Here is a 24,792-nt window from a genome sequence, read left to right as displayed (position 1 = left end):
GTTGTCAAACACTGGCAATTTTTCATGGGAGTATTTTCATCGTCTGAAAAGAAGAAATTTTGGATGGGTTTGGATCTAACGTTAAACCTGGCTAAAGCGGAGATTTTTTTCGCAGAAAACGATTTAATTGGCCGGAGGTTTCCAGGTACGGTTTTATCTCTAAAACTATTGGCATTATGCCATATTTAGTCACCTTTCTGAATTAGAATCCCAGCCTGAAAAAACTCCTCGATTCGCTAACGCACCCTCGTTTTTATTGTGAATTTTGATGCTTGTTTTATTGTTTTCTAACCCGCTTTTCCCTTGATAAAGTTATCGTTAAATCTTAATATAAATTAGGTTTTATTGTCATAACACAAACGCAAAACCCTCTTTAGTTTCATTAGTTTAATGAAACTGCACTCGCATGGACTTATGAAGTCCACCCTGTAGACCTGGAACGCAAAACAACCCCGATAAAAGGTCGATTAGCCTACTTGTGTGATTGATTTCACAATTAAATTACTACGGTTTCATTTTTGAATCGAGACTCATCAAAAAATAATCCCTCAATTTTTTAATCTATTAAAAGGTCTACCACTAAATGCCCAAGGAAAAGATCGTATACGTTGTTCACGGTATTGACACAGAAGGCCCCTTGCATGAATCCTTATCAGCCACGTTTGAGCGGCTGCAAGACACTTTTGATATCAACCTCACTCCCAGCTATGCAAATCTGCAAAAACTCCGGAATCAGGAAATCGATCTGGACGGAAGGGAAAGTGTTGTTGCCAAATTCCTCGACCCATCCCTGTTAACTTATAATGAAACATGGGATCACATCGACAAGATGCTGGCCCGAATCCTGGCAAAAGACTACCGGAATCAAATAACCGATTCCTTTGGCGGTGGCTGGGTTTACAATTGGTTTTGTCTCGATCATGTCGGGTTTGAGGTAAACCCGAGGGGAAAGGATCTGGGCTATCATAATGTCTATGATCGCTACATGGAGTTTTTAGACAAATACGACTCTCATGAAATCGACGAAATGGATTGGCATTTCCATCCCCTTTCCACTTACCGGGAAGCCCATCGCTGCGCCACCTCCTATGAGAATTCTCCACACCTTCATCCAATACTTTGCCGCAAAATTATAGAGCGGAATTTTTTCCCTTCTGTTTTTCGCGCAGGATTTCACGTAGAACGCCCCGATTGCCATTGGTTTCTTGAGCAATGGATTCCATTTGATGGAACCAATCTGGCTGTAGACAACCTTGAAGAACTGGAAATGCAAAACGATTTAAGAAACGGCCGTTTTGGGGATTGGCGGCGGGCTCCTTCTGATTGGTCTGTGTATCATCCGGACTTTTATGATTACCAGAAACCCGGTCAATGCAGACGATCTATTGCCCGATTCCTCAACGTAAATACCCGGTTTGCCAATATCACACAGGAAGAAACCGACAAAGCCTTTCGTAACGCGCAGAATGGAATGGATGTGATGTTAGGACTGGCATCACATGACTATCGGGAGCTATCAACGGAAGTCGACATGGCAAGAGAAATGATCCAGAAGTCTTCCGAAAAATATCAGGATGTGAAGTTTAAATTCTGCAAGGCTAAACACGCTTTCAACCAGGTTGTTAATGCCGGGGACTATGCCCCCTTGGAGTTAGACGTCTCGCTTTATCGAGATGCGGGTGCATTAAAGTTGAAAATACTAACGAAGTCCGGCGAAGTGTTTGGCCCTCAGCCCTATTTGGCCATCAAAACGAAATCAGGAAGGTTTATCCACGACAACCTGGACTTTGGCCTGGACCAGCGCAGTTGGCATTATGTTTTTGATGCCGATTCGGTATTGGACACCGATGTGGAAGTGGTTGGAGTCGCTGCAAACAACAAATACGGTCATACTTTTATAAAGAACCTGAAAGCTGACATTTGACAACACATTGAAAAGCATCCGGGATGAACAAGTTCATTTCTCCCAACCCATTTTTCCTGGATTACCCTGCTCAGGGAAAAATTTAAGAAGACTCACAACAAACTTTTTTCTTCGCATTCCACTATTATGGGCACCAAGGTCGATGGGGTTAAGTTCCCCAATTTTTTTTACGGCGAAGCTCAAAAAAAATCAATCTAACTGACTACAACCATCAATCTTGAATTAATAATCCTATAGATCGAGAACCAGCCTGCCCTGCCACCGTATTATGGTGCCAGCAATCGCAAGTCATATCGTTCACCATGTCAAACAACCACGATGAAACCCTGATTGACCAAGGAAACCAGACCTATATTTTTCTTATAGGAATTGTATTGTTTGCATTTTTATTGCTTCCCCTTGTCCCTGTTTGGGCGGCATCCCTGAGAATTGTCCTGGTTGGGATATGCATTTCCCTCATTGCCAAAGAACAAAATTCGCCTTCTCCCTTCAAGGTTCTTCTGATATTTACCGGTGGCTTCACTCTCCTATCAGTCATTTCAGCAGACCTCTATTCGGCCATAAACTCAAGCTCTCCGGCCTCCTACCTGATAAGGTCGGTAAAAAGTATTTTTGGTCACCCATTTGGAACCAAAGCCGCTTTTTGCGTCTATTTGATTGATTGGTTTCTTATCATTACGATTGCACGTTTTCTTTGGTCGAAGAGCGATAAACAACCCCGTTTTGTTGTAACGTTTCTACTTCTCTTTTATTTGTTTTCTCAAGGACGTTTGTTTGTCGAGATTTTCGGCGTATTGACCCAATCTGGTGAAGGGGATGTTCCGCAAAACAACCTGGCTGCCCATTTAAACGGACTTTCTACCTGGGGAATCTGGGTTGGAGGATTTCTTGCAGCAGTATTTTTTGCTGACAATACCCACAGAATAAAAGTAATCCTCTATACCTGTTTAGGAGCCGGAGTTCTTCAGGCTTTAATAGTCGATCTTCAATGGCTATTTTCCGATTTTTCATATGTACTGGAGAGTGAAGATTTCAGCAAATACTTTTATCGCGTTCGAGGAACTTACTATTACCACGCATCTTCCTGCCAAGTGCTGATGCTTTTGTTTTTTGTGTCCTTATCCCTCTATGCGTTTGGTGAGTCAAAACGCTTGTTCATGTTTCAGTTGCTGATGATCAGTGCCATCTATCTAAACACAACCAGATCAATCAGCTTAACAATGATAATTGGCAGTATCCCTTTCTTACTGTCAATGTTTTTGATGCGAAAGAAAAACAAAACGGTATTGGCCTTGCTAACCCTTGTGGTTTTATTATTCACGTCGGAAGTCTTTGTCATAAAACCTGTCAACTATGTAACAGATATTCCCGCGCCTAAACAAAGTGCGAAAAAAAACAAGATACAAACAAATCCAATAAAAAGTGTCTACGCAACTATATCCAAAGAAGGGCCACAGTCAGAACAAGCCACTCCATCAGTCCCGACTGCCCCATCAGACACAGTAGTCGCTTCCGGACAAACCAATCCCAACGCATTCAGCCCTATTGTTGTAGACCCATTAAGTGGAGGACCCGCCCCACTTACTGAAGAAAAAGTAGCCTCTGCACCGGTTGACATGGTGACAGCCAATCAATCCAGGTCGATGTTATTTTTAAGCGGCCTTCCTCTTTTCACCAAAACCCTGCTATTGGGCCAGGGAGTTGGCGTGGCAAAAATCCAACTCTATGGAACCGCTTTCGGAGGCATCGAGAACACCTATTCCACACATGCTCTTCTACCGGACATTTTTATCATGGGTGGAGGGCTGGCGGCGCTCATGTTGATATCATTTGTTTGTTACATTATAAAGCTGGCGGCACAAAAAATTATAAGTGAGCCTTCCAGCCCAACAGCCTGGGCTTTATCTTCCCTGCTTTCCGGACTAATCGCCTATCTCGCCAGTTCCTTCTTCTTCCCTCAGGAAAGAAATCTGACTATTTTATTTGTATTCATCATATTAGGATTAATTGTTTCCTTGTCAGTGACAAAAACTCCATCTACAAAAGAGCCCAATCCAAAACCACCACGGCCTTACAAACCCGCGTTGGCTTTAATTTCGAGCGGGGCAATAATTTGGGCTTTTGCTACCAGCCCCAGCTTTGCGTTTCCGTCAGTGGAGTTTTGCTTTAAACATCACCAGGGGGAACAAGTCTATACCAACTCTCCTCGTATAAAGTTTCTGGTAAAACGACTATGCCAATTTAATGATGAGGCGGAATCCACTTTTTTGCTAAAGGACGACGTCGGTTCTCTGACCAATATTGACGATAGCTGGGTACTTTGGAGCTCCATGCAGGATTCCAAATACCCTAATTTGAGAGAAGGCCTGGAATACAATCACCATCGAGGTTGGGAAAGGATGCCCAGTATGACCCTTCCCAGAAACTGGATGGTTGTAAAAAATGTTCAGCCCGTGGTGTCCTTTATTAAAGTAGGGGCCCAAAAGAAATTCTTTAATGCCGCTGATGCTGGCCTTTTAAAATGGCAAAAAGTTTCGGGAGGTGATACCTGGAATCGCAAACATTTGCGAACTACTATCGAAAACAACTCTCTGGAAAAAGATAATTTTATTGTCATGAGTTTTACCCCGCATTTGAAAAATGGAATTTCTTTATCAGGGTTTCAGTTGAAGACAACTCAAAGAGAGGCTGAAGATACCGCCATTGAGTACGAGTTGGATTTTGGTGAGGGCGAGTCTCTAAAAGGAAAAGAGCATCTTAAAATATATGAAAATGATATTGCGATAATGGGAATAGATTTCCCAACCCAAAAAGTTTTTGGCATGAAGTTTATATTGCCAGGTTCCATTGCAGCAAATACATTCCTTCAACTTGCAAGCGATTTCTATCCCCAACAAAGGGTTTCAAGCAACGTCAGTTCAGTCTACAAAATATTTGATCACAACCATGGGTCATATTTCCAGGTTGCTGACTTCCGGGATTCAAGAGGGGTACTGGTGGATCTAGGCCCTGACGCTAAAAGACCCATGAAACTTTACCGGATTTCGGGGGTTGAAAACATACACAAGGGAGCCAGCCCCAAACAATGGAAGGTTTTTGGATCCAAAGATGGTAAAGCATGGACTTTGGTTGATTCCAGAAAGGGTGTAAAACTCGCATCAGGCTTAAGACAGTTTGATGCCTTCTACATCAAAAGTTCTGAAATAAACCGGTATTATAAATTTGAGTTTTATCAGCCGGAAAAAAGTGGCGCAAAATTAATTTCCGAACTTGAAATTTACTTACAATAAAAAATTTAATTTTATGTTAAATGAACTTCTGGTGGATGAATGAAAATATTGATGGTTTGCTATGGCGGCGCCCATGTTGCATTGGTGATTCCGCTTTACAGGGAACTGGTCTCAAGGGACCATGAATGCGTAATGATAGGTCTGACAACAGCCGGACCCGTATTGGAGAGAGAGGGTATTGTCCATAAACGGGTAATCGATTATGTCGATATGAAAAACGACAATATTCAAAAATATGGAAGGGAGTTACTTGGGAAACACCACACAGACGGAATCGGAATAACGGAAGAGGAATCTATAGCCTATCTGGGAATTTCATTTGCTGAATCGGTGAAGACTCATGGAGAACAAAAAGCCAGGGATATGTATAACGAACATGGGTTGGCTTCATTTTTGCCTGTCGAGTTCATGACTTCTGTTTTAGAAACAGAGATGCCAGATGTTGTATTAGCTACGGACTCTCCCAGGATGGAAAGGGCGGCATTAAACTCAGCAGTCAATCTTGGAATACCCAGTGTATGCAGCGTTGTAATTTTCCCTCATATTGGAATGCATTATCTTTCCCGGCAAGACAACGGCTCCATAATGTGTGTTTGCAACTCAACCATTAAAGAGCAACTGGTCGATGCGGGACGCTCTCCTGAAAGTGTCATTGTGACAGGCAACCCGTCTTTCGAAAAACTGTTCAGTGCCCCTGAAAACCTGCGTGAGACCGTGAGAAGTTCGCGGGGGCTTTCTGATCAATCCAAACTTGTTTTATGGGCAGACCAGCCTGAGCCCGCGAACCCTGAATTACCAAGACTGATTAGATCCCGACTGAATGAAGTTTGTTTATCCATAAAAAATTGCAGTTTGTTAGTACGCTTGCATCCAAGCAGCACTGACCCTGCCAAGGAACCCATACCCGAAACTGCCATGTTAAGCCCGAGGGAAGAACCTCTTATCAATGCTCTCCTCGCCGCCGATATTGTGGTGACATGCACTTCAACAGTGGCTTATGAAGCGCTGCTTTTGGGGAAACCTGTGATAATTTTACAAATGTCACAATATGATAAGTACGTGGACTATTCGGAAGATGTTGGAGCTTTGGTACTCAACTCGACCGACAAATTAAAAGAGGGCTTGGAAGAGTTAATATCAGAAAAAAGCCCGAGAGCCCAAAAGCTGAAAAAAAACCGTATAGCGCTGGCCGAGGAAAGCTTGGGGGCCTGCGAAAAAATTGTCGCCATCATCGAATCTTTATCAAATAAAAATTAAGGTCATAAACCTGATACTTTTAATAGCAACCAATATATTGAGCATTCGCGCGCCCGAGTCAATGTGTTGCGTTCCAGTATCAGAGAGTGCTTTCCGATAATTACCAGAAAAAGCGTTGACCTTATTTTACCTGGAAAGGGAGAAGGTATTACAAAACATAAAAATGAGGAAAAGAGTATGGTCTTTGGAGTCACTGAAAATGGCATGCTGACCCAACCCCGGTTCATCACATCGTATCAGCCATCTGGGAACTCTATTCTGAGGGGACGAGACATACTCTAATATTAAAAAAAACAATAGCAATTAGTCAAATAAAGATTTGACACCTTTAAAGATTTGACACCTTTACCAATGACGTTCTCTCGGAAGAAAACTAAAACAATGAAATTATCATAAAGTATTGTGCTGTTAATAATGTATCTATGGGAATCGTTACCTTTTTTTATATTGGTTGAATAGGACTCCTATTTCAGTAACAACCTGTTCCTTCAAGGATTTCGGTTTTAGCACTTTAGCCAACGAACCAAAGCTAAGGACCCAGGGGACCACCTGCTCCAACGCGGAGACTGTCATGCTGAGTTGGATGGTGCCGTCTTTAAGCTTCTTTATCGATTGGCTCTTATGCCATTTCCTTGCGGTGATAGCGGTTTCCAAGTCTGAATCAAAATTGATTACCACCTTATGGCTCTCTTCCTCCCATTTAATCAAACCAAAAGCACCATCAACATAATCCTCAGGTGAATATTTGGGCGGATATCTGAACTCTTTACGGGTTTTCTGGGTTTGTATAATGCGCTCTGCGGCAAATACCATTACCTTCGGTCCCTTATCACTCTTGGCAATCAAGTACAGACCATTCCTATATTGAAGGAGCGTGTAGATATTCAACTCGTGCGCCTTACCTTGTTTGGAACCGGGGGATTTATATTGAACCTTGAGTGACTTTCTATATAGCAGGGAGTGGAGACAATCCTTAATAATTTCTGATTTATTGCTGTAATCCTTTGGCCATTCGTTAATTGAAAAAATTTTCTTGTCTAAATTTACAAACAGTTGCTTGTCGGGTCCCTGTAAAAAAGAAGCAGACATCTTGGTGAGATAATTTTCTAATTGAGTGCCTTTGAGAAAGCGAAGCATGGTGTGGGCAAATTGAAGTGAAAGCACATGCCCTATGGTGTCCGTATCCTCTATATCCAATGGTTTAAGAAAAACCCTTCGATCAGGCCCCCGACCCGTCACTTGGACTCTGGTCTGGTTTTGAGAGTCATGCAATTCAGGAATGTTCTTTAGCTCCTGGATAAAGACTCGAAGAGCACGGTCATTTACTTCCAGGTTATCTTTGAGGAAAGAATAAGAAAAGCCGCCTGGGTCAGTCAACAACAGGTAAACCACCTGGGCCATTTTCTGACGTGGAGTAAGCATGTGTTATCCCGGTATTTTTATTTATTGTATGAATCCGCCGACTATTTTAAGGGAGAGTTACATTATCTCGCCTCATGTCTCAAGTGACGGGGCGGCTCCGATGAGAATCTTAACTCTCTCAACAACATTCATAACTCCACTTATCACCTGTCCAGTCCAAAAGGGGGGACAGTATATAGACAAATTAAGTAGACGGCCATGTGAACTGGCTAAACCCAGTTAAAATTCAGAATACCTTTAAGCCATAACATCATTCTTCAAGCCATTCTTCATCGATAATTACTTTTAAGGAGGGAATGAAAAACTTTAAGATATAGTTACCTAAATCTTCGATAAGGACAGGATATTCTTTTTTAAGCACATCATCTTTGGCTAATTTCTTAGAAAAAGAAATTTCTGGATAGCTTCCATCCATAATTTGAGCCTTAAAAACAAAATCGTTTTCTAAAACGTTTTTTAGCTGTTGGGCAAGGTTTTCAAAATGTTTCATATCTCCGGCACTAATAGGTGGACACCAATCTTGGTGGGTAATTAGTTTAAAGGTGAGCATAATATCGCCGTCGCCTCCACAGTCAAAAGAAAATGACCAGTATATTTTTTGTTCTTTTTGGCGATTATAAAGTATTGTCCAACCTGAATCTCCATAAATATTGAGTGCCTTAAATGCTGCCTCAACGTAAAATTGATTATTTCCCCAATCTTCATTTTGCTGCCAAAGGTAACTTCCCAGGCTGTCTTTTAAATCCTTATATATTGACTCGGGTGGTATGTATTTAATGATTTCCTTAAACTTATTTAGTTCCTGCGGTTCAGCAATGTAGCGTTTTAAGAATTTTCTTTTTATGTCATGGTCACTTAACACTTTGACCTCGATTGTATGGATGTAGGATTCAATAATTCCCCTAATGAACTCATCGTTTAGTGAATTAATCTGCGATTTGATAATTTCAGAAATTTGAAAATAAGATATTTCCTTCCAACCCCAACCCCCAGCTTTAGTACCCCATGGCGTTAAAAAAAGGAAATAATGTGTCAAGTTTTCATTTTTAAACTTAGAGTCAGTTTTGGCAGAAATTTTATAACTTTCGAGTTGATCTGGTCTTTCCCAATCCTGTATCTTATTTTCAATAAATATAATTATTTTTCCCAAGGAAATAATCAGGTCTATTCGTTTACCGTTTGGGAAACAGTACTCTCGGCAAACTGCCCCCTGCATCGGCACTTCAACTTTAATTTCCAGCTTTTTAACTAATGCTAATAGAAAAATATTACTTCCATCTTCATTTTTATGCAATTCAGGGTTGAAAATCCATGCAAGAAAGTTGCTATGGATGTTTTCATTAGTTTCTACCTTTAAAATTTCAAAGATGTTAAAAGAGGGTTGTTGTTTTTTAATCAGCTCAAGATATTGGTCAATTTTCAGAAAATTAATTGATTCACTCCCGGAAGGGTCGATCATAAAAGTCCTTTCGTGACCGATAAAATAATTTCATTTAGGCACATTCAAGTATTCCCAACCAAACCGCTTGCACGTAATTACCCTCTGAAATTTTTCGTTCTTCTGATTCTGAGGCGGATTGTGAACCCCCATTCTTATAAATATAAGTTCCCTTGTCAAAGGAACAATTACTCTCTGTAATATTCGTAGTGTAAATGCAGAAAACAACCCTGCTGATATAATTAGGTTTTCCTTTACTTAAAAACCGCCAGCGTTTCTTAAATAATCCAAGTGTGAAATTGCTGAATTCAGTGTGGCCAGGATTAAAAACTATGTGGTGTGGCAGGGAACGAAGCTTTTTCTCCAGCCCAATTTCCAAGTTAAAACGAAACCTCGGCTGTTTCATATCTTTTGAGTTGTAAAGGATATTGGTTTCCCCACAAACTAGGATCAAGAAGTTTAATCCACCAATTGTGATTATTCTCTTTTTTGAAAATATGTCTCCAACCACCTTTTTATAGGCTTCTGATGGTCTTCCTCCATATTTAGGATTTCCTCCAGCTTGAGGACTTGTCGCAAACTGCTGTCTTATTTCAGTATTGATTATTTTCCCCTTTTCAAAGGCATAAATTCCGTAGGGAGCTGGAGCGGGTGTGAATTCCACATTCTTTCTATTAGGTAAGATGGTGAACTCTCCGATGATTGAAATCTCCAGAGCCTTGGATAGCTTTTGTATTTTCCGGAGGTCCTCTTTGAGTTGCGAAACATTTTCATTCTCGCCATATACGAACGTCCACCCAGGAAATAAAGCGTGAGTGCAACCCGCCTTGTTAGCATCGGAAAGAAGGTGCCCTATTAATTCGTGCCGCTCCTTCCTGAATAACTTGAAATTGGCAAACCTATCCCTTCCGCTGGTTTTTGGGCGAGGGAGCATTTCCAAGTAAAACGATATGATGGCAATTTTGTTCATTTGGGATCACACATTAATTAACAGGAAAAACCTATTGGATTATTGGTTAACTTTAATCTTGCTTCTTGAAGGAGAGCATCCAATGCCCAAGCGGGGCTTAGGGTTCCCTGCTTTCTTCGCGTCCACTATTCCAGGAGAAGATCAAAGCATCTTTTTTTCCGTCGAAATTTCTAGAAATGCCCCTTGGGTTTTCTTCGCATTGTATTTAAACCTCATGATTTTTTCATATATTGAACATCAATATATCTAAAGTAACGGCACTTATACTGCCGGTTATTATTCTTTGGCATTTGGCTGTAAATTCCAAGAATGGCATTATTTCTGCCTACAGATTCGATAGATTAATTTGGAAATCTAATTTATATGGAGAAAGACCATGGTCCTGAGACAAGGAAATATTCTTTTAAGAAAGGTTTACCGGAAACCAAAAGGGCAACCGATCCCTAATATAAAAAGAATTAACAGGTTGATTCTGGGAATGGGAGAGACCGGAGCGCACGTTCATGCTGTTGTGCACGATGGTGATGCCCGCCTGCTTCGTAATTCCAAGGGGCGAACTTGGCTTGAAGTTCCAACCTCTGCTGTGCTTAAGCATGGGGAGCCGGTAACCCTGGAAGGAGGGGATCATGATGCCATTTCTCTCAAGTCGGGAATCTACGAGGTGATCCAGCAGCGGTTCTATATTCCCGGAGGGAATGCTTATGCTTCAGATTAGCCAGAAAAATTTTCCCGAGTTTAGCGAAAGATTGATTGGCACCTTAAAGGGGTGGTTTGAATGTTCTTTAAAGTCCGATCCTGTCAACAGGAAATCTGTCAAAGGGAATCTGAGGAAAATTCACTCTGAATTGGGTTGGTCAAACTTACAAGTCGTTTGGTTAGATTCCCCTTATCAGGCAGCCCTTGCAGCATTTATTCTGCATAATATTCCCCTGTCAAGAGTTCTAGTTGCAAATGGTTCATTAAAAGAAATTTCAAAAATTATTAGGATTCAAACTTTAAAGGCCGTTGGTAAAAGCCATCCCAGTCTAACAAATAAAGTAACTAACAGATTTAAAAAACTTAGGCTTGGATCAGAGACGATAGCCTGGACCGAATATGCTGAGGTGGAAGCGTGGCAGAATTGGGAAAATATATGTTTAACAGAGCCCGCCATCCTAAATCAATATGCCCTCCATCAACAATTAGAAATGGACACATTTTCATATTTGTGGAATGCGACAAAACTTCTTACCGGAAAGGAAGCCTTTTCATTGCGTGAAGGGATAGATCAAATTTCTAATCAATTTTATTTGAATTCTGCGCATCGAATGGTCCCATACGGCAATCTAGTTATTGGAAATACTTTTATAGAGTCAATTTATGGGGAATTATTTTCAAAGTGGGTCAATCATGCTGAACATTTATATGTCAAGAATTTGAAATCTATATTTCAATCGGTGGATTATTGGTGGCTCTTTTTTGGACTGGGGATTGTGTCCGGGCCTCCAGAGTTTGTGAAGCGGGATGAGCAGGGGCGGCTCCATTGCACAGATGGAATGGCTATTCGTTACCCTGATGGATGGGGAATTTATGCCTGGCATGGAAGGCGGATTTCCAAAAATTTATTTACAGGAACTATAGAAATAACCCTAAAAGATATTCGCACTGAAAGGGATATGGGACTGAAAATGCTTTTAATAGAACGATTTGGGATCAATCGTTACATTAAAGAGAATCAGTTTGAAATTTCACAAAAAGACGATTTTGGAAAACTATATAAATGGGACTACAATTATAATTACCCTATGGGAATGCTTGTGGTGGAGAATAAAACCATCGATCAAAGTGGAAAATATTCCAAACATATTCTTTGGGTGCCCCCAGGTATCAGTACGGCTAAAGAGGGTGTGGCATGGACATTCAATATGGAATCAGATGAATACAGCCCCAGCTTGGAAACTTGACCGCAACTCTCCTAATGTTATATTCAGGAATCCAAATGTTCTCAGTATCTTTCAAAGATAGTTCGCTATGATTGAATCTAAACTCTCCAAATCCCAGTATTTAAGAGGGCTTCAGTGCCATAAGAAGCTTTGGCTGTACCGCAATCGCAAGGACCTTCTTGAAGAGCCTGATGCCGCCCAACAAGCCCTGTTTGACACGGGCACCGCTGTAGGTTTGCTAGCTCAGCAATTGTTTCCGGGGGGCGAGGAAATCCGTTTCGAGGAAGGAAATTTTGATGACAAGATTCAAAGAACCAAGGACTTGATCGAATCGGGTGTTAGGACCATTTATGAGGCCACCTTTAAATATAAAAGTAAAAGCATAAAAGGGTCAGGTCTTTATTTGACTACTTGCCTAAAAACAATTTTAAATAAATGGAGCCGGTGAGAGGAGTCGAACCCCCGACCTACTGATTACAAATCAGTTGCTCTACCAACTGAGCTACACCGGCATTTTTTATCTGAACATCCAATATTCAAAAATCATCTGTTTCAACAACCTGGGAGCCTTGAAATCAAAAAACCCGGCCCGCCTATATTCCATCCTACCTGATACCCGTGCATTTTACATCAACGGGAAAAAAATTCCATCTGCTCTTTTTCAACATCCCATGGCCTGAAAAAGAGCGTCCTGTGATACACTTACCGACCTTATGGACAGCTACTCCTTCACACTAAAATTGAATGCCGGACCATCCACGGTTTATGCCGCGCTGGCAACGCATGCCGGCCTCACCGGCTGGTGGACGGAAGACTGCGAAATCGACCCGACCCCGGGCGGGCTGGCCACGTTCCGTTTTGGCAAAACCCACAAAACCTTCCGTATCGAATCCTTAACACCGGACCGGGAAGTCGTCTGGGTGTGCACCGAACAGTACCATCACCTGCCGGGTCTTCTGAAAAAAACCGACGAATGGGTCGGCACCTCCATCAAATTCTCGCTTGCACCTGATGGCGACAACGGCACCGAACTGACTTTCCGCCATGACGGCTTGATCCCCGGCCTGGAATGCTACGGAATCTGTGTCGCGGGTTGGGACCACTTCCTCGGCAACAGTCTCAAACACTACGTCGAAACCGGCAAGGGAGACCCGTTCAACAGCCGTTACCCCTACTCCGATTGATGTCCCCCCCTCAGTTTTTCTTCCTTGTATAGTCGGCGTAGGATTTTTCTTCGATCAAATCCGATCCCAGCGCTACGTTTAATTCACGTTTGACGGAGGCCCGTTTGTCATTCTCTATATACACAGACCGGGCCAGTTCAACAAACTCTTTATCGAATTCACCGGCAGATTCCTTTACGCGGATTTTATCTTCGATTTCCCACAAGGCTTCGTTCACTTTTTTGAGTTCACCAAGCTTGACGCTGATATCCGAACCTGCCAGGTGTGAGCCTTCCCAGGTTTTCCTGAGTAACTCCAGTTCCTTACGGACATTGGCCAACTTAGATTCGTCCTGAATCCGCTCCGACTTGATTTCCAGGATGGTCATTTTATCGAGGAACTCCCCGACTGACACTTCTACTTTTAAATTCATTTAGAGACCTGTTTATCCGGTAATGATCCTACCCGAAACGGGCGCAGGGCACAGCACTATACAATAAATAGATGCCCATCTGTCACAAGAAAGTAGGGCGGAGATTTTTTCACCGTTTGGACTACCCACACAGGCCAACCGATGGTATCTTATAACTCTTTGTGAAACCAACGTCTGCAATTCTGTGCCTTTCAAAAACCCGGCACCTGTCCACAGACATTTTCTTATAAAATATCATGGCCATTTTGCCCGTACGACATTGTTTAGACCCTGTTCTCAGGAAAAAGTGTGACGAAATTCAGAATATTAACCAGGGGCTGGTCGATCTTTCCGAAGATATGATCGAGACCATGTACGACTCCCGTGGTGTTGGGCTTGCCGCCAACCAGGTCGGGGTTTCGGAACGACTGATTGCCGTTGACCTGGGTTATAAAACGCAAGAAGAACCGGAACAGCACGAACCCCGCATCATTGTTAATCCGATCATCACTTCCATGGAAGAAGAACAGATTGGGCAGGAAGGATGTCTCAGCATTCCCGAGATTTTTGCAAACATCAAAAGGGCCCAGCGGGTGGAAGTCAAAGGCGTGGATCTCGACGGTAAAGATGTGAGGCTCGAAGTCGAAGGGTATCTCGCTCGCGCCTTCCAGCATGAGCTCGATCATCTCAATGGAAAATTGTTCTGGGATATGCTGGGCCGGGTCAAACGCGATATTCTCAAACGCAAATTCAAGAAATGGCTTAAAGAAAACGAATGAACCTGGTCTTTATGGGGACACCCGACTTTGCCCTGCCAACTCTCAAGCGATTGCATGAGTCCCGGCATCAGGTTTCTGCAGTGGTCACCCAGCCGGACAAACCCAAAGGCCGGGGACGATCGGTTGTGCCGACACCTGTCAAGGCTTACGCTCTGGACCAGGGACTTACTGTATGGCAGCCTGCAAAAGCCAGTTCCCCGGAGTTCATCGACCAGGTCGCCACACTCAATCCGGATGTTATGGTCGTGATCGCCTACGGACAGATTTTAAAGCAGGCTTTGCTGGATGTTCCGAAACAGTTCTGCATGAACATTCACGCTTCATTGCTCCCCAAATACCGTGGTGCTGCCCCCATCAACTGGGCGATCATCAACGGGGATGCTGAAACCGGGGTGACCACTATGAAAATGGATGCCGGGATGGATACCGGAGACATGCTGTTAAAATCCAGCATGACCATCGAACCCCACCACACGGCGAAAGATCTGCACGATGCTTTGTCTGAAATGGGCGGTGAACTGGCCCTGGCCACTCTGGACCGACTTGAAGCGGGGGAGCTGGTACCGGAACCGCAAGACAATAGTCTGGCTACGCTGGCACCAAAGATGAAGAAAGAAGATGGTCTGATCGACTGGAATCAAACTGCTGAAGTCCTACACAATAGGGTACGCGGACTGGAACCCTGGCCGGGCAGCTACACTTTTCTTGGAAATAAACGATGGCGTCTCGGTAAAACGGAAACAGGAACGGGCACAACATCGGATGCGCCCGGCGAAATTGTCCGCGTTACAGACTATGGAATTGAAGTCGGCACCGGAGGCGGGCGCTTGATACTGAAAGAAATTCAGCCGGAAGGTAAAAAAAGAATGGATGTCAAAAGTTTCCTTGCCGGCCATCCCGTACAACCGGGAACGCGACTGGGCTCCAGCCCGGAGAATGAACCTGAATTAAAAAGGAAATCTTAATGCCAAGATCATTAGTCACTGGAGGAGCGGGCTTTGTAGGATCACATCTGTGCGAATATTTGCTCGATAAAGGGCATGAGGTGATCTGCATGGACAACCTCATCACCGGGACCGAAGACAACATCGCTCATATAAAAAACGACACATTCCAGTTCATCAACCACGACATCACAGAACCCATCGAATTGGAAGGCGACCTGGATTACCTGTACCAGTTTGCATCCCCCGCCAGCCCGATCGACTATTTACAACTGCCTATCGAGACCATCCGGGTCGGCTCGGTCGGAACCGAAAACTGCCTGCAGCTCGCCCGCAATAAAAACGCGGCGTTTCTTATGGCGTCGACCTCAGAAGTGTATGGAGATCCTGTTGTACACCCGCAAACCGAGAGTTACTGGGGCAATGTAAACCCTATTGGACCACGCAGCGTTTACGATGAACCCAAACGTTTTTCTGAAGCCATCACCATGGCCTATCATCGAACCTATGGAGTGGATACACGCATCGTCCGCATCTTCAACACCTATGGGCCCCGCATGCGGACGAATGACGGACGCGCCATTCCCGCGTTCATGTCCCAGGCGTTAAGAGGCGAATCCATTACCGTGTTTGGCACCGGCAGCCAGACTCGAAGTTTCTGCTTTGTATCCGACCTGGTCGAGGGTCTCTATCGACTGATGATGTCCGGGTATCACTACCCGGTCAACATCGGCAACCCTGCGGAAATGACCTTACTCTCGATGGCGGAGAAAGTTTTGCAAGTCACCGGGAGCAAGAGTACAATCGAGTTCAAACCGTTGCCGGAGGATGATCCGAAACAGCGTCGGCCCGATATTTCCCTTGCCCGCGAAAAACTCGACTGGCAACCCACTGTCGAACTCGAAACCGGACTTAAGGAAACCCTGGATTACTTCAGGCAACAACTCGGGTTTCCTGCCACTTGACCACTATGGCCGATCCCAAAGCAAAATCGATCAAAAACTGGCCGGAAGATGAACGGCCGCGCGAGCGTCTCATCAAATATGGCTGCAACGGCCTTTCGGACGCGCAATTGATCGGCGTAGTGATCAGCACAGGCGACCAGAGTTCTAAAAAGAACGCTGTGGATCTGGGACGTGACCTGCTGCAAAAATTCGGAAACTTTTATAATATTGACACGGCAACTGTACCGGAAATCAGCTCCGTAAAAGGGTTTGGCAACGCCAAGGCGGCCCAGGTAAAAGCAGCACTGGAAATGGGCAAGCGCATGATGTCCCAGAAAGGCAGTGCCAGCCGAAAAAAAATGAAATCGAGCCGGGACTTTTTTGAACAATTCGGGCCTTTCATGCGTAATCTCAAAAAAGAAGTCGTGAAGGTTGTGCTGCTGAATCCAAAACTGCATGTCATTAAAGACCTCACCATTTCTGAAGGCAGTGTCAATCAAAGTATTGTTCATCCCCGGGAGGTGATGGTCCCGGCGATCAAGGAATCTGCATCGTCCATTGTATTGCTGCACAATCACCCCAGCGGCGACCCGGTCCCGAGTGCAGCGGATATTGAAATCACGCATCGCGTTAATAAAACCGGTGAGATCATCGGGATTAAACTTCTCGACCACATCATCATCGGCCACGACGACTTTTACAGTTTTGCCGATGAAGGGCTCCTTTAATATGCTGGAACGAACCCAATCTTTTTTTAATGACACGAAAAAACCAGTCATTCTGGTAGTCGGCGATCTCATCCTGGACGAATACATCTGGGGAGCCGTCTCGCGTATTTCCCCTGAAGCACCGGTACCCATCCTTGAGTCCAAGTCCGAAAACCTGGCTTTGGGAGGCGCTGCCAATGTGGCCAACAATCTCATTGCACTCGGTTGTGAAGTCCTTTTGGTAGGAGGCATTGGTCAGGATGAAAAAGGAGAACGGCTATACAACCTCATTCGCAGTCGAGGCATCAACGCAGATGGAATCAGACCGTTTGTCCACAGACCCACCACTTCAAAAATCCGGCTTATCGCAAACAACCAGCAGATGTTGCGTATAGACAAGGAAGACAACCGGCCTATTACCGAAAAAACGGAAACAAAATTCATTCAACACATCAACAAGACACTGCCGAAAGTCGATGCCGTGATTTGTTCCGATTATGAAAAAGGGATCCTGACGGAAAAAATTATCAATGCCATCATGCATCGCGCAAAAAACTCAAAGAAGCCGGTTATCGTAGACCCCAAGGGAACCGATTTCACCAAGTACAGTGGCGCGACAGCAATCACCCCCAATGAACGCGAAGTCGAACGGGTTGCTCCTATAAAACTGAATTCCCGGGAAGACCTCAACCGCTCTGCCGAATATCTGATCAACCTGACCAAGGCGGAAGCTATTTTAATCACCCGTGGCAAAGAAGGCATGGTGCTGTACCGGAAAGGACAGAAACCTTTCGAAGTGCAAACCATGGCTCGCGAAGTTTTCGATGTCACTGGTGCAGGCGATACCGTTATCAGTGTTTTTGGAATGGCGTTGGCTGGGGGATACGATATGGAAGAAGCGGCCTGGCTGGCCAACAACGCCGCAGGCATCGTGGTGGGAAAAGTCGGCACCGCGGTGGTCACCCGGGAAGAAATTCGAAGGTTTATCGAAGACCAGCAATTCAGTAACGCGCCTTCCCTGATGCCGTTGGACGAAGTCAAAAAGGTGGTGAGTCTTGCTAAAAGTTGCGGACGATCGGTTGTATTCACCAATGGTTGTTTCGATATTATCCACGGCGGGCATATCGAGTTTTTACAAAAAGCCAAAGCCCTCGGCGACCTCCTGGTGGTCGGCCTGAACAGCGACAGTTCGGTAAAATCACTAAAGGGCCCCGAACGGCCTATTAAATCCGAACAAGAACGAGCCAATATATTAGCGGCACTCAAGTATGTTGATTACATCGCCTTATTTGAAGAAGACACTCCCGAAAACCTGATTCGGGAGATCCGTCCAGATATTCTGGTGAAGGGCAACGATTATAAAATAGATGAAGTTGTTGGTCGAGAGATCGTTGAAGGTTACGGTGCCCGCGTGGAATTAATTCCAATCGTCAAAGGCCATTCGACCACCGGAACTGTTGAAAAGATTTTGGAAAACCATAAATAAGCTGACTCGCCCCCCACATGCCCTATGACAAAGGACTTGCCGAGCGGATGGAAGGTTTGATCGATCCCCGGCAGGGTCTCGTGCACAAGAAAATGTTTGGCGGTATTGGTTACATGCTGAACGGCAACATGACCTTTGGCATTTGGAAAGATTTTTTGATACTGAGGCTGGGGCTGGAAGGTGCGGATGAGGTTTTGAAGGACGACTACACAAAGCCGATGGACCTGACGGGCAAGGTCATGAAGGGCTGGGTTATGGTTGCACCGGAAGCGATTGCCGAGGAGGACCAGCTTCAAGATTATATGGAACAAGCGATCCAATTTGTTTCGACATTGCCGGCAAAATAAAACCAGACAATTCCCATCCGGCTACTCCCTCGACAAGCTCATGGTGATCATGGAAATGCTTAATATCTAAACCGGAATATTTTTTCTCAACCACTCCTTATTCTTCCCCCAGCCGCCGATAATTTTTCATGAGAAAATTGCGGACGTAATCTTCAACGCCTTGCTCTAAGGTCATGCAAGGTTCCTGGAAGCCAGCTGTGTGGAGTTTTTCCATTGCCGCTTCTGTATGGTACTGATACTGGTTTTTGATATGGTCTGGCATGTCAAAATATTCGATATCACTTTCAAGTTCCATGGCATCAAACAAGGCCTTGGCAAGATCGTTCCAGGAACGCGCTCGTCCGGACCCAATGTTGAAAACCCCACCTTTCTCTTTTTGATCGAGAAAAAACAGAGTCATGGCCACGGCGTCTTTCACGTAAAGGAAATCCCGTACCTGCCCTCCATCGGTGTATTCCGGCCTGTCCGATTTAAACAATCTCAACCGCCCGGTTTCCCGGATCTGCTGAAATCCCTTTAAAACCATACTGCGCATGTCTTCCTTATGATATTCGTTCGGTCCGTACACGTTAAAATATTTCAACCCAACTATTCTATCCAGCCATCCCTGCTGCCTGGCGAGAAGATCAAAATCATGTTTACTCTGACCATAGGGATTGAGCGGTTTGAATTCTTGTAATCGCCCTTCATCATCCAGATATCCCTGATCCCCATTCCCATAGGTCGCGGCGCTGGAAGCGTAAATAAATCGTACGTTGTTACTCAGGCAATACTCCGCCAAAGCCCGGGTGTAATTGACGTTGTTACGGTTTAAAAAATCGACGTCCATCTCGGTTGTAGAAGAACAGGCTCCCAAATGAAAGATTGCCTCTGTGCTCGGCAAACTTCCTTTTAAAACTTCATCCAGAAATGTTTCACGACTGAGATAGCGTTCGTAGGTGAGTGCCGAAAGATTACGCTTTTTTTCAAGGTGATCATCTACGTCGACGATCCATAAATCCGAATAACCGCGACTATTTAAAGCGGCCGCAATTGCACTTCCAATGAACCCCGCTCCTCCGGTAACAACGATCATAAACTCTTCTTAACCTCAAATTTAAAAGTTGAAACTTATCCTTACATACTACTAATACTTTTGGCCAATGGGTTTTTATTAAGGAGTTTTAAAATTCTGGAACGTTTGCCGGCTTTTTCTGGTTACGTCTTTCCTGATCTCTTCCAGCAGGTGATTCCATTTTTTGATATCCACAAGTGCCAGATGCCGGGTTGTAAAATCCAGGTTGCGTTTTTTCACAGAGGGGTACCCAAGCCCAAGTGACAAAATCAGGATCATCCAATTTTCAATTTGAAGCCTTACGCTTGATTTTCCGTCTGCGCTGAATTCGAACCTGCCGGGGTCGAAATGGGTACGGTTCCAAAGAACTTTTTTTATTTCACAAACCGACCAGAACCAAACAGGAGCTCCCCATCCGAGAGTGACTGCTGTCACCCCCCATCCGATATACCATGGACGCGCAAGATTTCGCCAGTTACCAGTATAGCGGAAGGCCCTTCCACCAAATGTGGTTTGCTCCATTTTATACTTCCAAGCCTGGCTCCAGAACACCGGCCCCGTCAACCCCAGGCTCAATACAAACAACAGCCAACCTTTAATTTGCAGACCAAACCAGTGGCCAAAAGTGCCTTTAAAATCAAATTTTAAATTTTGCCACTCTGTTTGCGACAAACGGTAACCTATTCCACGCCAGAAAAGATAAAACAGACCAAACAGTCCCGCTCCAAAAAACAGCTTTTCAAACACTGGAGATGACAATGGATCGGTTCGGTGTAACCAGACCAGAAAAAAGAACGCCAGGATAATTACAAGCAAGGCTTTTACATTCGTCGCTGCCAAACCTTTCGGTGTTCCGCGGTAATGGAAGGGTTCCCCTCCCAAACTCAAGTGACTTAACAGATAGCGGCGCAATTCTGTACGCCCCCAGAAAGAATAGAGGCCTAGAGTGAGCAACGAGAACACCCACAACTTCAGATAAAGTACCATCAAGTCAAGGGCGTCTCCCTTAAAGAAAAACTCCAACGTATCAGTTAATCGGGACACCCTTCTTTCTTCTGCCTCGACCTCTTCCTCTACCTCCAACTCTTCGTCACTGGCAGGAAAATGTTTTTGAGGTGCCGCCAGTTTAACAGGGGAACCGTCAGAGACACGCCTGACCTGAAAACCCAGCGAATTTAGATAGGAAACAGCCGTGTCCGCCTGCTTTTTTGAAACAGGATGTCCAAACTTCCACTGCTGGCCGTTTTCCACCTGGCGAAGAACTTGCCGGGCTTCATCAGGTGTCAGACGAAACACTCTCGCCAGCCGATCGCAGGCAGCGTCGACATTTTTTCCATTCCAGTGATTTAGAAGAAGATAAACGCTGATGGGAACCTTCTCCTGTCAGGGTGGGAGAAATCAATCAGCCCGGAGCTCAGGGGGGTGGGCCTGATAATATTGTTCAGCGCTTTTTATTGAGTTCAAACCAGATTTTGCCAAGGAGTCCTTTTTTGTCCGATTCCTCTTCCGGCTCTTCATCGTCCGAATCTAATTCTTGTTCAATAAGATGCAGGTCAACCTCAAAGCCAAGTCCCGTTAAAAAGTTTTGGGCCATTTGGGATTGTTTACCAGAAACTCCCTGGGGAAATTGCCAGGCGTTCCCATCCGAAAGCCCCACAACGATACGGGAAGCTTCTTCCTTATCCATCCGAAATATCTTTGCCAACTGGTCAGCAGCGCTTTCGAGATCCTCACCCGTAAAACGGTTCAGCCCAATGCGATAACTCATTCATGCCTCCTCAAGCACCTAACGTATTGGTTTCAAAGCCTATTTTGTCGAATTGAACAAAAAAATCAAGGTAAAAATTTGGGGACGCCAATGGTCTTGAGGAAAGAGCTCATTTTTTATCGGGTAGTTTTAGAGGCCAACCGTCGGTTATTTCCGGGGGGCCCTCTGGGTCGAGGAATCCTTCCACCAGAATCATACCCCTGGTGTCGTCTGCTTTTACCACCACCTGCTTGCCAGGTTCCGAAACAAGTTGGAAAGAGGACATTCTCACAGAGTTGGGAAGTATTGGCGCTCCAATGGACCGTGCCTGCATCCCCACCATTTCATCCATTTCCACCATGCCCTCTGTAGGCGGCCATTCTGCAGTACCAAAGGGAGAAAACATCCAGTTTACGAAATCACTAGGTTTGCCGTCCGGGTAAAACACAAGAAACGATGATCTTCTGAGCTGCCATGGGGCTGACATGTAACGAACTAACTGGATTCCTTTACGTAATTCCGGGTCACCCTCTGGTTCGCAACAATCTTTTAAAAAGAAAAACGTGCCGTAAATAGTTAGTGGGAGAACCAGCAGGAGAATGATTCGGGTGGACTGTTGCATTTATCGCCTCAAAAAAATATAGGTTTTCGAGATTAATCGACAAACACAGGCTAAGGGAAATCCAGAACTTTGGGAACTATATTTACAGGATGGCCTTATACGTTGGTGCCAGGGAACTTATCTGCTACCTTTTAAAACAGGATATTATTGAAAATCATATGCTATTTGCTGCTGAGCCCAACCGAGAAAACCATCTTTCTGCGGGTCACCAGAAAAGGAATTGTCTGGTTTTACCCAGGTATTGATTTGATCCCAGTTGTCCCCAAAATGATAAAGAAACATCTTTTTTCGAATATCCGCGGGAAGAGTCATCAACTCCTCATAGGAGGCATGGACCCCTCCATTAAACAACTGGCAGTCGTGAAACATGACTTCGGCATCCTCAGCAAATCGCTGAGGGTATTCCTGGTCAAACATGGTATCTCCGGAAATCCAGACACGCCGGTTAATGAACACTCCGGAACACCATTGGGATTCATCAACACTCACGGCCGTATCGGGGAAATGCCGTGTACGCATGATCATAATTTCCATAGGACCATGCTGATAAACCCATACTTTTCGCCCATGAATCTGCTGGGTTTTGGGTCGTAAAACATCGAAAAAATCCGTGATCTGTAAAGTCCGGCCCTGATTGGCTTCACAAAATTCTGCGCCACCCGATAAGCTTTTGCTCCACAACAAATCCTGATAGTCACGAAGGATGATCAATTGTGGCAGCTCCCGTCCATTACTGTCCGGCGAATAACGGTTCATCAACATGATCTCTTCGAAACCGCCAACGTGGTCCGCATGACTGTGGGTTGGCAAATAACAACGGACATCCAACACACTCAATCCTATGTCATTCAGCGCAAGTGGTCCCTGAGTACCGCAATCAACCAGTACATGGTGATCACCTTGAATAATCAGGATATTCGATTGTCGTTTTCGTTTGCAGAAGGCGGACCCCACTCCAATGAATACAATCCGGAGTTGTCCTTCAGTGGAAAGTGAAAGAGGATTCCCGTCTTCGCAAATTGGATTTATTTTATACATGGAGGTTAAAAACCTTCTCCGCGAACTCTTGTTCTGTTAGGTCTTTTTAAAATTCATCCCAATATAACAATGATTTGCCGTAATATCTGCAATTAAATACGATACGCTACCATAGATCAGGCAGCAGGTCTAGAGGATGGACTTTTATGCGCTGTCATGGGATGTACTACATCGTGTCTTGCGAATTTAGTTTTCGCACTCAAGAGATCCGGTTTCCCAGACGAATTTTTTCGTTCTGAGACATAGAAACATATTCCACCAAAACTACTATTTCCAAACATCCATCAAAAACGAAAATTTCTGTACCCAAAACTTTAAAAATAAAAAGATTTTCTCTGATTGATTCAATCTGTTTTAAAAAATAAATCTAAAAATCGACCTTTACCCTCCTTCTTGTTTTATACTCTTACATAGCTCCCATATCGAGCACTGCAATAACTGATTTTCTGGTAAAACCTGGCTTTTTGTCTGCGAACCCGGTCAACCTGTTTTCCAAAACTATGAGCAAAAAAGAACCCGAAGCCAATTCGAAAAGTAGTCCTAAAAACGACATTCCTTCGGAAAGTAGAACTTTTGAGACAGAAAAATTGGAACCCCCGCCTGTTCTCAAATCTGACCCAATCGCTACTGATTCAAAGAATTTGGAATCTGATTCTGCATCGGCCCTGAAAACAGAAAATGAAGATACCGGCACCCCCTTGGTGCAACTAGAGGATGAGGGAGACTGGGCCGAAGAAGCCAAATTCATTGTTTCCGGTCAAACAACCCAGGATCAAACATTCCAGGAGCGTCCGATTATATTACCGGCAGCCTATGGTTCCCCCAGGCTGGTTTTTCTAATCCGTGACCCTTACTGGGTTTTCGCATTCTGGGAGATCCCCCCTGATAACGCACATGAACTATTAGCAAAATTGGGAAAATCCTGGGATCAGGTCCATTGGGTTCTTAGAATGCACTCTCCAAATAAAGACAACGCCTCACCTGACGCAACCTGGGATACAGCAATTGATCCTTCTGCTCCTGGATGGTATTTGCATCTGTCGCCTCCCGGAACTTCATTCCAGGGTGAAATCGGATTGTGCGATGAAAGCGGTCGTTTCGTAGGTTTAACTTGTTCCAACATCGCCACACTACCGCCAGATCGGCCATCTCCTTTTGTGGATGAGCAATGGCCAATCACCCAGGCCGACCATGAAACCCATTATGCCGGTCTGCCGATGGCACTTCAGCAGATGTCGATCAAAACCATGAACCCGGAACTGATCGAACAATGGCAGGCAAGCCGACCTGTCAGTCGCCCCAATCCTTTCGAAAAAAAATAGTACT

Annotated in this window: 23 protein-coding genes and 1 tRNA gene; 14 read left to right on the top strand and 10 right to left on the bottom strand. The window is 44.5% G+C overall.

Annotated elements, in window-relative coordinates:
- Nucleotides 1-583 precede the first annotated feature (583 nt).
- The 3 genes from G3M70_11110 (at nucleotide 584) to G3M70_11100 (ending at nucleotide 6,471) form a co-directional block, all read left to right on the top strand.
- A complete protein-coding gene (locus tag G3M70_11110; GenBank protein ID QPJ62387.1) occupies nucleotides 584-1,924 on the top strand; it encodes a hypothetical protein in 1,341 nt (446 codons plus the stop codon).
- Between the two features lie 302 nt (nucleotides 1,925-2,226).
- On the top strand, nucleotides 2,227-5,214 hold the full coding sequence (locus G3M70_11105) for a hypothetical protein (GenBank protein ID QPJ62386.1): 2,988 nt from the start codon (nucleotides 2,227-2,229) through the stop codon (nucleotides 5,212-5,214).
- A gap of 39 nt (nucleotides 5,215-5,253) precedes the next feature.
- A complete protein-coding gene (locus tag G3M70_11100; protein ID QPJ62385.1) occupies nucleotides 5,254-6,471 on the top strand; it encodes a UDP-N-acetyl glucosamine 2-epimerase in 1,218 nt (405 codons plus the stop codon).
- A gap of 432 nt (nucleotides 6,472-6,903) precedes the next feature.
- Here G3M70_11100 and G3M70_11095 read toward each other — a convergent pair whose 3' ends face one another.
- The 3 genes from G3M70_11095 to G3M70_11085 form a co-directional block, all read right to left on the bottom strand.
- Complete coding sequence (locus G3M70_11095) at nucleotides 6,904-7,893, bottom strand: WYL domain-containing protein (GenBank protein ID QPJ62384.1); 990 nt, start codon at nucleotides 7,891-7,893, stop codon at nucleotides 6,904-6,906.
- A gap of 250 nt (nucleotides 7,894-8,143) precedes the next feature.
- On the bottom strand, nucleotides 8,144-9,352 hold the full coding sequence (locus G3M70_11090; GenBank protein ID QPJ62383.1) for a PD-(D/E)XK nuclease family protein: 1,209 nt from the start codon (nucleotides 9,350-9,352) through the stop codon (nucleotides 8,144-8,146).
- Nucleotides 9,353-9,386: 34 nt separating this feature from the next.
- Entirely contained in the window at nucleotides 9,387-10,301 is a 915-nt protein-coding gene (locus tag G3M70_11085) for a hypothetical protein (protein ID QPJ62382.1), read from the bottom strand.
- A 376-nt stretch (nucleotides 10,302-10,677) separates the two neighbouring features.
- On the opposite strand from G3M70_11085, the gene G3M70_11080 reads away from it, so the two are divergent.
- The 3 genes from G3M70_11080 (at nucleotide 10,678) to G3M70_11070 (ending at nucleotide 12,671) form a co-directional block, all read left to right on the top strand.
- The gene (locus G3M70_11080) at nucleotides 10,678-11,016 is read left to right on the top strand and encodes a hypothetical protein (protein QPJ62381.1); all 339 of its coding nucleotides are present in this window, start codon (nucleotides 10,678-10,680) and stop codon (nucleotides 11,014-11,016) included.
- Nucleotides 11,003-12,244 (top strand): hypothetical protein, encoded by a 1,242-nt coding sequence (locus G3M70_11075; protein ID QPJ62380.1) that lies wholly within the window; start codon nucleotides 11,003-11,005, stop codon nucleotides 12,242-12,244. Before G3M70_11080 ends, G3M70_11075 begins: the two co-directional genes overlap by 14 nt.
- Nucleotides 12,245-12,311: 67 nt before the next feature.
- Nucleotides 12,312-12,671 carry a hypothetical protein gene (locus G3M70_11070; GenBank protein ID QPJ62379.1) on the top strand — a complete coding sequence of 120 codons (360 nt, stop codon included), beginning with the start codon at nucleotides 12,312-12,314 and terminating at the stop codon, nucleotides 12,669-12,671.
- Here G3M70_11070 and G3M70_11065 read toward each other — a convergent pair.
- Nucleotides 12,660-12,735 (bottom strand) — tRNA-Thr (locus G3M70_11065). The genes G3M70_11070 and G3M70_11065 overlap by 12 nt on opposite strands.
- 201 nt (nucleotides 12,736-12,936) lie before the next feature.
- Here G3M70_11065 and G3M70_11060 point away from each other — a divergent pair.
- The gene (locus G3M70_11060) at nucleotides 12,937-13,407 is read left to right on the top strand and encodes an SRPBCC domain-containing protein (protein ID QPJ62378.1); all 471 of its coding nucleotides are present in this window, start codon (nucleotides 12,937-12,939) and stop codon (nucleotides 13,405-13,407) included.
- Nucleotides 13,408-13,417: 10 nt separating this feature from the next.
- Here G3M70_11060 and G3M70_11055 read toward each other — a convergent pair whose 3' ends face one another.
- Nucleotides 13,418-13,819 carry a hypothetical protein gene (locus G3M70_11055; protein QPJ62377.1) on the bottom strand — a complete coding sequence of 134 codons (402 nt, stop codon included), beginning with the start codon at nucleotides 13,817-13,819 and terminating at the stop codon, nucleotides 13,418-13,420.
- Between the two features lie 236 nt (nucleotides 13,820-14,055).
- Between G3M70_11055 and def the strand changes: the two genes are divergently transcribed.
- The 6 genes from def to G3M70_11025 are packed head-to-tail and all read left to right on the top strand — an operon-like array spanning nucleotide 14,056 to nucleotide 19,005.
- Complete coding sequence (def, locus tag G3M70_11050) at nucleotides 14,056-14,577, top strand: peptide deformylase (GenBank protein ID QPJ62376.1); 522 nt, start codon at nucleotides 14,056-14,058, stop codon at nucleotides 14,575-14,577.
- Nucleotides 14,574-15,542 (top strand): methionyl-tRNA formyltransferase, encoded by a 969-nt coding sequence (locus G3M70_11045; protein QPJ62375.1) that lies wholly within the window; start codon nucleotides 14,574-14,576, stop codon nucleotides 15,540-15,542. Before def ends, G3M70_11045 begins: the two co-directional genes overlap by 4 nt.
- Nucleotides 15,542-16,486 carry an SDR family oxidoreductase gene (locus tag G3M70_11040; GenBank protein QPJ62374.1) on the top strand — a complete coding sequence of 315 codons (945 nt, stop codon included), beginning with the start codon at nucleotides 15,542-15,544 and terminating at the stop codon, nucleotides 16,484-16,486. Before G3M70_11045 ends, G3M70_11040 begins: the two co-directional genes overlap by 1 nt.
- Nucleotides 16,487-16,491: 5 nt before the next feature.
- On the top strand, nucleotides 16,492-17,193 hold the full coding sequence (locus tag G3M70_11035) for a JAB domain-containing protein (GenBank protein ID QPJ62373.1): 702 nt from the start codon (nucleotides 16,492-16,494) through the stop codon (nucleotides 17,191-17,193).
- 1 nt (nucleotide 17,194) lies between these two features.
- Complete coding sequence (gene rfaE1, locus G3M70_11030) at nucleotides 17,195-18,658, top strand: D-glycero-beta-D-manno-heptose-7-phosphate kinase (protein ID QPJ62372.1); 1,464 nt, start codon at nucleotides 17,195-17,197, stop codon at nucleotides 18,656-18,658.
- 17 nt (nucleotides 18,659-18,675) lie between these two features.
- Entirely contained in the window at nucleotides 18,676-19,005 is a 330-nt protein-coding gene (locus tag G3M70_11025; GenBank protein QPJ62371.1) for a TfoX/Sxy family protein, read from the top strand.
- Between the two features lie 97 nt (nucleotides 19,006-19,102).
- Here the strand turns inward: G3M70_11025 and rfaD are convergent, their stop codons facing one another.
- The 5 genes from rfaD to G3M70_11000 form a co-directional block, all read right to left on the bottom strand.
- Nucleotides 19,103-20,080 carry an ADP-glyceromanno-heptose 6-epimerase gene (gene rfaD, locus G3M70_11020; protein ID QPJ62370.1) on the bottom strand — a complete coding sequence of 326 codons (978 nt, stop codon included), beginning with the start codon at nucleotides 20,078-20,080 and terminating at the stop codon, nucleotides 19,103-19,105.
- A 78-nt stretch (nucleotides 20,081-20,158) separates the two neighbouring features.
- Entirely contained in the window at nucleotides 20,159-21,355 is a 1,197-nt protein-coding gene (locus tag G3M70_11015; protein QPJ62369.1) for a DUF898 domain-containing protein, read from the bottom strand.
- 145 nt (nucleotides 21,356-21,500) lie between these two features.
- The gene (locus tag G3M70_11010) at nucleotides 21,501-21,827 is read right to left on the bottom strand and encodes a hypothetical protein (protein QPJ62368.1); all 327 of its coding nucleotides are present in this window, start codon (nucleotides 21,825-21,827) and stop codon (nucleotides 21,501-21,503) included.
- 109 nt (nucleotides 21,828-21,936) lie between these two features.
- Nucleotides 21,937-22,428, bottom strand: coding sequence for a hypothetical protein (locus G3M70_11005; protein QPJ62367.1), 492 nt, complete (start codon nucleotides 22,426-22,428; stop codon nucleotides 21,937-21,939).
- 144 nt (nucleotides 22,429-22,572) lie between these two features.
- Nucleotides 22,573-23,466, bottom strand: a complete 894-nt coding sequence (locus tag G3M70_11000) for an MBL fold metallo-hydrolase (protein ID QPJ62366.1) — start codon at nucleotides 23,464-23,466, stop codon at nucleotides 22,573-22,575.
- Nucleotides 23,467-24,053: 587 nt separating this feature from the next.
- Between G3M70_11000 and G3M70_10995 the strand changes: the two genes are divergently transcribed.
- Nucleotides 24,054-24,788 carry a DUF4912 domain-containing protein gene (locus G3M70_10995; protein ID QPJ62365.1) on the top strand — a complete coding sequence of 245 codons (735 nt, stop codon included), beginning with the start codon at nucleotides 24,054-24,056 and terminating at the stop codon, nucleotides 24,786-24,788.
- Nucleotides 24,789-24,792: the final 4 nt, after the last annotated feature.

Source organism: Candidatus Nitronauta litoralis, assembly GCA_015698285.1.
Taxonomy (GTDB): domain Bacteria; phylum Nitrospinota; class Nitrospinia; order Nitrospinales; family Nitrospinaceae; genus Nitronauta; species Nitronauta litoralis.
This window is presented reverse-complemented; position numbering and strand designations above follow the sequence as displayed.

Excerpts from the sequence above, each read along its gene's own strand:
- G3M70_11055 (QPJ62377.1), bottom strand. The coding sequence starts at position 13,819 with ATGAATTTAAAAGTAGAAGTGTCAGTCGGGGAGTTCCTCGATAAAATG.
- G3M70_11005 (QPJ62367.1), bottom strand. The coding sequence starts at position 22,428 with ATGCAACAGTCCACCCGAATCATTCTCCTGCTGGTTCTCCCACTAACT.
- G3M70_11035 (QPJ62373.1), top strand. The coding sequence starts at position 16,492 with ATGGCCGATCCCAAAGCAAAATCGATCAAAAACTGGCCGGAAGATGAA.
- G3M70_11095 (QPJ62384.1), bottom strand. The coding sequence starts at position 7,893 with ATGCTTACTCCACGTCAGAAAATGGCCCAGGTGGTTTACCTGTTGTTG.
- def (QPJ62376.1), top strand. The coding sequence starts at position 14,056 with ATGGCCATTTTGCCCGTACGACATTGTTTAGACCCTGTTCTCAGGAAA.
- G3M70_11025 (QPJ62371.1), top strand. The coding sequence starts at position 18,676 with ATGCCCTATGACAAAGGACTTGCCGAGCGGATGGAAGGTTTGATCGAT.
- G3M70_11045 (QPJ62375.1), top strand. The coding sequence starts at position 14,574 with ATGAACCTGGTCTTTATGGGGACACCCGACTTTGCCCTGCCAACTCTC.
- G3M70_11080 (QPJ62381.1), top strand. The coding sequence starts at position 10,678 with ATGGTCCTGAGACAAGGAAATATTCTTTTAAGAAAGGTTTACCGGAAA.
- G3M70_11090 (QPJ62383.1), bottom strand. The coding sequence starts at position 9,352 with ATGATCGACCCTTCCGGGAGTGAATCAATTAATTTTCTGAAAATTGAC.
- G3M70_11010 (QPJ62368.1), bottom strand. The coding sequence starts at position 21,827 with ATGAGTTATCGCATTGGGCTGAACCGTTTTACGGGTGAGGATCTCGAA.
- G3M70_11105 (QPJ62386.1), top strand. The coding sequence starts at position 2,227 with ATGTCAAACAACCACGATGAAACCCTGATTGACCAAGGAAACCAGACC.
- rfaD (QPJ62370.1), bottom strand. The coding sequence starts at position 20,080 with ATGATCGTTGTTACCGGAGGAGCGGGGTTCATTGGAAGTGCAATTGCG.
- G3M70_11085 (QPJ62382.1), bottom strand. The coding sequence starts at position 10,301 with ATGAACAAAATTGCCATCATATCGTTTTACTTGGAAATGCTCCCTCGC.
- G3M70_11000 (QPJ62366.1), bottom strand. The coding sequence starts at position 23,466 with ATGTATAAAATAAATCCAATTTGCGAAGACGGGAATCCTCTTTCACTT.
- G3M70_11100 (QPJ62385.1), top strand. The coding sequence starts at position 5,254 with ATGAAAATATTGATGGTTTGCTATGGCGGCGCCCATGTTGCATTGGTG.
- G3M70_11075 (QPJ62380.1), top strand. The coding sequence starts at position 11,003 with ATGCTTCAGATTAGCCAGAAAAATTTTCCCGAGTTTAGCGAAAGATTG.
- G3M70_11040 (QPJ62374.1), top strand. The coding sequence starts at position 15,542 with ATGCCAAGATCATTAGTCACTGGAGGAGCGGGCTTTGTAGGATCACAT.
- rfaE1 (QPJ62372.1), top strand. The coding sequence starts at position 17,195 with ATGCTGGAACGAACCCAATCTTTTTTTAATGACACGAAAAAACCAGTC.
- G3M70_11060 (QPJ62378.1), top strand. The coding sequence starts at position 12,937 with ATGGACAGCTACTCCTTCACACTAAAATTGAATGCCGGACCATCCACG.
- G3M70_11070 (QPJ62379.1), top strand. The coding sequence starts at position 12,312 with ATGATTGAATCTAAACTCTCCAAATCCCAGTATTTAAGAGGGCTTCAG.
- G3M70_11110 (QPJ62387.1), top strand. The coding sequence starts at position 584 with ATGCCCAAGGAAAAGATCGTATACGTTGTTCACGGTATTGACACAGAA.